This window comes from Streptomyces murinus (assembly GCF_002154555.1).
GTDB lineage: Bacteria > Actinomycetota > Actinomycetes > Streptomycetales > Streptomycetaceae > Streptomyces > Streptomyces murinus.
Genome location: NZ_MUNF01000812.1, coordinates 1 through 658, shown reverse-complemented (window position 1 = coordinate 658; position 658 = coordinate 1). Strand labels below are relative to the sequence as shown.

The following is a 658-nucleotide window of genomic DNA, read 5'->3' as shown; positions in this document are numbered from 1 at the left end:
GCTCCGGCGGGGGAGCGGTGGCACCGGGGCCGGGGGAGGAGGCATCGGTGCCGAGCCGCGCAGCCGCCGCGAAGACATCCGTGTCCTCGTGGCGGACACCGGGCTCCTGCCCGCCGAACGGCTTGCTCTGCTCGATGAAGGCCACATGCCGCCAGGTGTCGGCGCCCAGGGTCCGCGTGTTGTCGTAGGACATCCCGGTCAGTTCCAGGCCGTCCTCCGGGACCGCGTTCCACTCCTTGCAGGCCACCTCGCACGCCTTGCAGCCGATGCACACCGAGGTGTCGGTGAAGAACCCCATCCGCGCCGGCCACGTCCGGCTGGGGGCCGTACCACTGGTTCCCGCGGGCCTCAGGGCCGTCGCCCATGGCATGCCTCCTCGGTCACGAGTGACGTCTCATGAGGACCGGCACCAGCGGGCTGTGGAGCGCCGGTTCCTCCAGGGGGACCCGTGGTCTCCCCCGAGCGTGGCACGGGTGCCCGCACTCCGCGCGCCCGGAACGGCGTCGCCCACCGTGCGGCGCGGGCTCACCCTGCGCCCCGCGCCCCGCCGCCCTCGGAGACCAGCGGGACCGTCGCGGTGACCCGTTTGCCCTCCGGCAGCACCGTCACCTCCAGATCCCGCGAGAGCATCCGCACCAGATGCAGACCATGGCCGCCG

1 pseudogene is annotated in these 658 nt (G+C 73.4%); it reads right to left on the bottom strand.

The window, feature by feature from the left end:
* Positions 1–298 (bottom strand): annotated as a pseudogene (locus tag CCN72_RS35315) (4Fe-4S dicluster domain-containing protein); the annotation flags it as partial.
* Positions 299–658 lie beyond the last annotated feature (360 nt).